Consider the following 5,027-nt stretch of genomic DNA (forward strand, 5'->3'; position numbering starts at 1 on the left):
TATTCATCGGTGATGTCCCGTGTCGCCTGATGAATCGCTCGAAGAACCTTGCGGGAATCAGTCTTGATCACGGCATCGGCAAGTTTAAACAGCAAGTCTCCTACAAAGCCCAAAGAGCTGGGGGACACGCACAGGAAATAAAAGAAAGGGACTCCACTCGAACGTGTGCAGTATGCTTAGAGGTATACCCTCGGATCGGGCTAGGAGTAAGGGAGTGGAAGTGCGGCAATTGTAGTACGGTTCACGACCGTGACGTCAATGCAGCTCGTAACATTCTCCGCCTCGGACGTGAGGCGCTGACCCACTTGCACTGCCGTCGGGCGGTGCAAGCCTAGGGAATCCCCTTCGTTTACGGGGGGTGAGGACGTCAATTGCGAATCTGCGCATATTTGGTAACAAAATTTGGGATACTCACAATACCTTTAACGGCAGCACCTTCACGGCACCACCTGCAGGAATTTACCAGGTCTCGGGTTGTCTCAATTCAGTGAACGGGGCACTGAGTGCGTTTGAACTCAATTCTTACAAAAAGTGCATGTAGATGATTGATGGACAGGATCCGTTTGCGTCTCCATCAAGATACGCCAGAATTACTTAGGATCTGACTTAGAAATGGTGTCATGTACAGAGGCAGCGAGGCCACCTTGGTGTCTCCTAGCTGCTCGACCTTGGGCGGTGCTTGATAAAGTCTTACCGCGAGTACGGGACGGTAAACTTGCAGGTACTGTTTAAGAGACAAGATCCTCGCCACCGACCCAAACTTAACCTCAATGGGGACGACCTGCAGCTGGGTCCCTATCGGTAAAGGCGCCAAAAAGTCGACCTCTGCATTGTCGGTCTTACCTTCGCGTAGCCAATAGTAAAGTTCAGGAGATTTATGCGATGCGCCCAAGTAAGCCAGATGTTGCGCCACAAACTGTTCTGCCATCAGTCCTTGAATCGTGGGTGCACCGTCTAATTTTGATGGCACTGAGCCTACCGTACGCACCAGAAGACCTATATCTAACCAATAAGTTTTGAATACCTTCTGCGAGGCATGGGCGCTGAGCGGCATCTGCGGGGGCGTGGCGTGCGGCGCTTTGTAGACGATGCGGGCCGCAGCTAGCATATCAAGTGCTTGTCTGATTTTTTCAACTCTAAACCCTGGAGCCAGCTCCGTGTACTTGATCTTGCGCCCAATCATGCCTGGTAGGCGGCGATAGAGTTCCTGAAGGATGGGGACCCAGTCGCCGCGCTTCTTATATTTGTTAAAGTCGTCTTGGTAGGTATCGACGATCCGCTGCTGCGCGATCATCCACCTACGGTTGTCAGTGGGTGTATCGATGTAGCTGGCGAGTGGCTCGGGCATGCCACCGACCTGCATATACGTGGCCAGAAGTTTAGTCAGCCGCTCATGTAACGCATCCGACCAAGTCGCACCTAGTCTGTACGCTCCGAGACGCTCCAGCACTAGGTCCTCGTTCTGAGCTTGCATGTATTCAACAAGAGTGAGGGGCCCCAGATGCAGGTAATCAATACGCCCAACCGGCATCGAACTCTCGATGTCTGGCAGAGCCAGTTCCAAAAGTGACCCCGCAGCGATCACGGCTAATTCCCGACGGTCCTCGTAAAAATAACGCAACGCGGCAAGTGCGTTTGGGGTTGCTTGAATTTCGTCCAGGAATAACAGGCTAGACGGTCCGAGCGCCCTGCCCGCCGTATCCTCGATGGCACGCACCATCAAATCGATATCGAGAGTGCCGAACACCTGGTTGAGGTGCAGATGGCGCTCTAGGTTGATCTCGATAAGGTCTAACTTGGCATCGGCGGCGAACATGCGCACCAACGTGGACTTACCAACCTGACGCGCCCCACGAATGACTAGCGGACGCCGATCAGGGGATTTTAGCCAATAGTCAAGGTCAGTTTGGGCATTACGCTTCAAAATAGCCCCCTTAAATTACATTTTAATTGTAATTTAAGGGGGCTTTTTTTACAAGTTCATGGTCAAAAAAGGGGGCTTAGACCGCTTAGGCCTGAGCCGCAGCCGCATTTTCCTTCTCTACGATGTCCGGCTCCAGCTTCTTAAACGGCGCCGCTGGGGTCTGCATCGCCTGCCCTACCGGCAGGGTCACGGCCTGCCACTGCCCTACGGCACCAGCCGGATCGTAGCGGAGGACGGTATGTTTGACGTCACCTTCCTCAGTCACAGTCTCGGTGCATTGGCGACCAAAGAGGCTACCAGCAAAACCAAGTGTAGTGTGAATCAGCTGCGCACTCTCCGGCAGAATGGGAGCCCACATGGTATTGAGCCAGGTGATGCATTGAAGTGCAACGTAGACGCAGGTGGCAGCGCGCGCCGGATCGGTCTTGACCACGGTCCAGGGCGCGTTGTCGCTTAGGTACTGGTTAACCCGCTGGCTGAGGCGCCGCGCTTCATCGAGTGCTGCGCGCAGCTTAACACCCTCGTAGAGGGCACCGACGGTAGCAAAGCCGCTCTTAACCTCGGCTAGCAAGGCCTCGTCATCGGCAGTAAGCGGCGTCCCAGGGGCCGGGATCTTGCCCTCGTAACGCTTGAAGGCAAATCCGAGCATACGGTTTGCTAGGTTGCCCCAGTTAGCAACGAGCTCGTTGTTGACCTTCTCTAGGAAGTCGTCCCAGGAAAAGTCGACGTCGCCAGTCTCGGGAGCCAGAGCCGTTAGGACATAGCGCCAAGCGTCGGCTTGGTAGCGTTCCATCACATCGAGTACGGTGATAGCACCACCGCGGCTTTTGCTGAGCTTGCGGCCACGGTTATTGAGGTACTCGTTAGCCGGTACGTCGTAAGGCAGGTTGAGGCCACCCTTGGCGATCAGGTATCCAGGCCAATGAATCGTATGGAAGGTGATATTGTCCTTGCCGATAAAGTAGTAAGTGCGCGCGTCAGGCGCTTTGGTCTTATCCCAATACTTGCGCCAAGCTTCAGGTTGACCGCTCACTTGCGCTTGCTCGATCGTGGCACTCAGGTATCCCATGACCGCCTCAAACCAAACGTAGATGCGTTTAGTGTCGTAACCAGGGACAGGTATGGTGACGCCCCACTCCAGATCACGCGTGATCGCCGTGCCGCGGAGCTCCCGCTTTTCCAAGGTGCCACGGGCAAAGTTGAGGACATGCTTGCGCCAGTGATCTTTGCCCGAGCTCAACCACTCGAGAAGAGGCTCGTTCAGTTTGCCAAGGTCGATATAGAAATGCTCAGTGTCGCGCACCTCAAGATCCCGGGATCCGGTAAGTTTGGACACCGGATTCTTCAACTCCACGGCATCGTAGGTCTTGCCGCAGTTGTCGCACTGATCCCCCCTAGCCTCACCGTAGCCACACAGAGGGCATTCACCCTCGATGTAGCGATCCGGGAGGAATCGTTTGGCCTTGAGGTCGAAGAGCTGCTTCGACGTGGCTTTGTAGATGTAGCCTTTGTCTAGAAGCTCGCGGAAGAATTCATGCACCACGCGGGCATGGTTCTTGGTACCAGTGTGGGTGAAGTAGTCGAACGTGATGCCAATCTTTTCAAAACTCTCGATGAACTTGCCGTGATACCGTTCGACCACCGCCGCTGGAGTGATGCCTTCCTTCTCGGCTTGGATCGTAACGGGTGTGCCGTGCGTATCGGAACCGCTCACCATCAGCACATCCCGACCAGTCATCCTCTGGTAGCGCGCAAAGATGTCTGGCGGCAAGTAGGCCCCAGCCATATGACCAATGTGCAAATAACTATTGGCATAAGGCCAGGCCACACAGATTAGTACCGGTTCTTTACCCGCGGCAGCAGTCATCACAGTCCCCAAAGCTGGCCACAATCGGCCTTAAGTTGCTCGACAAACTCAGCCACCGTCATCGCCGGCAGTTGCTTACCGTCGTGGAACCGTGGAGCCACGGTGTTCGATTCTTTTTCCTTATCACCAAGCACCAGCATGTAAGGTGTCTTCATCACCTGAGCCTCGCGAATCTTGAAGCCTAGCTTCTCGTTGCGCAGGTCAATCTCCGTGCGCACGCCGGCAGCTTTGAGTTCCGCCTCGACAGCTTTGGCGTAGGGCTCTTGATCCTGGGTGATGTTGATGATCCGGACTTGGGTGGGAGCAGCCCACAGCGGGAAGTGACCCGCATAGTGTTCAATGAAAATACCCATGAAGCGCTCAAGACTACCTAGCACAGCACGGTGGATCATCACTGGCGTGTGCGATTTGTCGTCACTACCAATGTACTCAAGCTCAAAACGGCCAGGCATGGAGAAATCTAGCTGCACGGTCCCGCACTGCCAGCTGCGCTCCAGCGAGTCGATCAGATGGAAGTCAATCTTCGGGCCATAGAAGGCGCCGTCGCCGGGATTGAGCTTGTACTCACGTCCTGATTTCTCCAGGGCAGATTTCAGGGCGCCCTCAGCTTTTTCCCAAATTTCGTCACTGCCAATGGATTTCTCCGGCCGCGTAGAGAGTTCAACGCGGTAACGGGTGAAACCAAGCAGCGAGTAGGCCTGATCAATCTGCGTCAGGACGCGTACGATCTCGTCTTGAATCTGATCCGGAGAACAGAAGACGTGAGCATCGTCCTGGACAAAGGTGCGGACCCGGAAGAGACCATGCGTCACCCCACTGCGCTCGTGCCGGTGAACCCGGCCGAATTCGCTGAGGCGCAGCGGCAATTCACGGTAGCTGTGACGCCCAGAGCTATAGAGGAGGCAGTGGCCCGGACAGTTCATCGGCTTGATCGCCGACTCGGACTCGTCCACCTGGGTAAAGTACATGTTCTCGCGGTAGTTGTCGTAGTGACCGCTCTTCTTCCAGAGCTCGACATCCATGACCAAGGGTGTGTTGACTTCGGTGAAGCCAAATTCCGCATTGCTGCGCCGCATGAACGTCATCAGCTTGTTATAGACAGCGGCACCAGCGGGGTGGAAAAAGGCGTTGGCCGGCGCTTCTTTATGGAAGGAAAAGAGACCGAGTTGCTTGCCGAGTACACGGTGGTCGCGCTTTTTCGCCTCTTCCAGCCGGTGCAGGTAATCGTCGAGCTCT

General features: G+C 55.1%; 4 protein-coding genes. 1 reads left to right on the forward strand and 3 read right to left on the reverse strand.

All coding sequences use genetic code 11. The annotated features are described in order from the left end of the window. Positions 1–335 (forward strand): transposase (locus tag FJ146_19385; GenBank protein ID MBM4254134.1); only part of this gene is annotated, 335 nt, incomplete at its 5' end. A gap of 239 nt (positions 336–574) precedes the next feature. Here the strand turns inward: FJ146_19385 and FJ146_19390 are convergent. The 3 genes from FJ146_19390 to thrS all read right to left on the reverse strand — a co-directional run. After that, on the reverse strand, positions 575–1,924 hold the full coding sequence (locus FJ146_19390) for an ATP-binding protein (protein MBM4254135.1): 1,350 nt from the start codon (positions 1,922–1,924) through the stop codon (positions 575–577). 85 nt (positions 1,925–2,009) lie between these two features. Continuing rightward, positions 2,010–3,791: a methionine--tRNA ligase gene (metG, locus tag FJ146_19395; protein ID MBM4254136.1), complete on the reverse strand. Its 1,782-nt coding sequence runs from the start codon at positions 3,789–3,791 to the stop codon at positions 2,010–2,012. Beyond that, the coding region (gene thrS / locus FJ146_19400; protein MBM4254137.1) for a threonine--tRNA ligase at positions 3,791–5,027 on the reverse strand (1,237 nt) is incomplete at its 5' end. The genes metG and thrS, both read right to left, overlap by 1 nt.

The organism is Deltaproteobacteria bacterium (assembly GCA_016874735.1).
In the GTDB taxonomy this organism is placed as follows: domain Bacteria; phylum Bdellovibrionota_B; class Oligoflexia; order Oligoflexales; family CAIYRB01; genus CAIYRB01.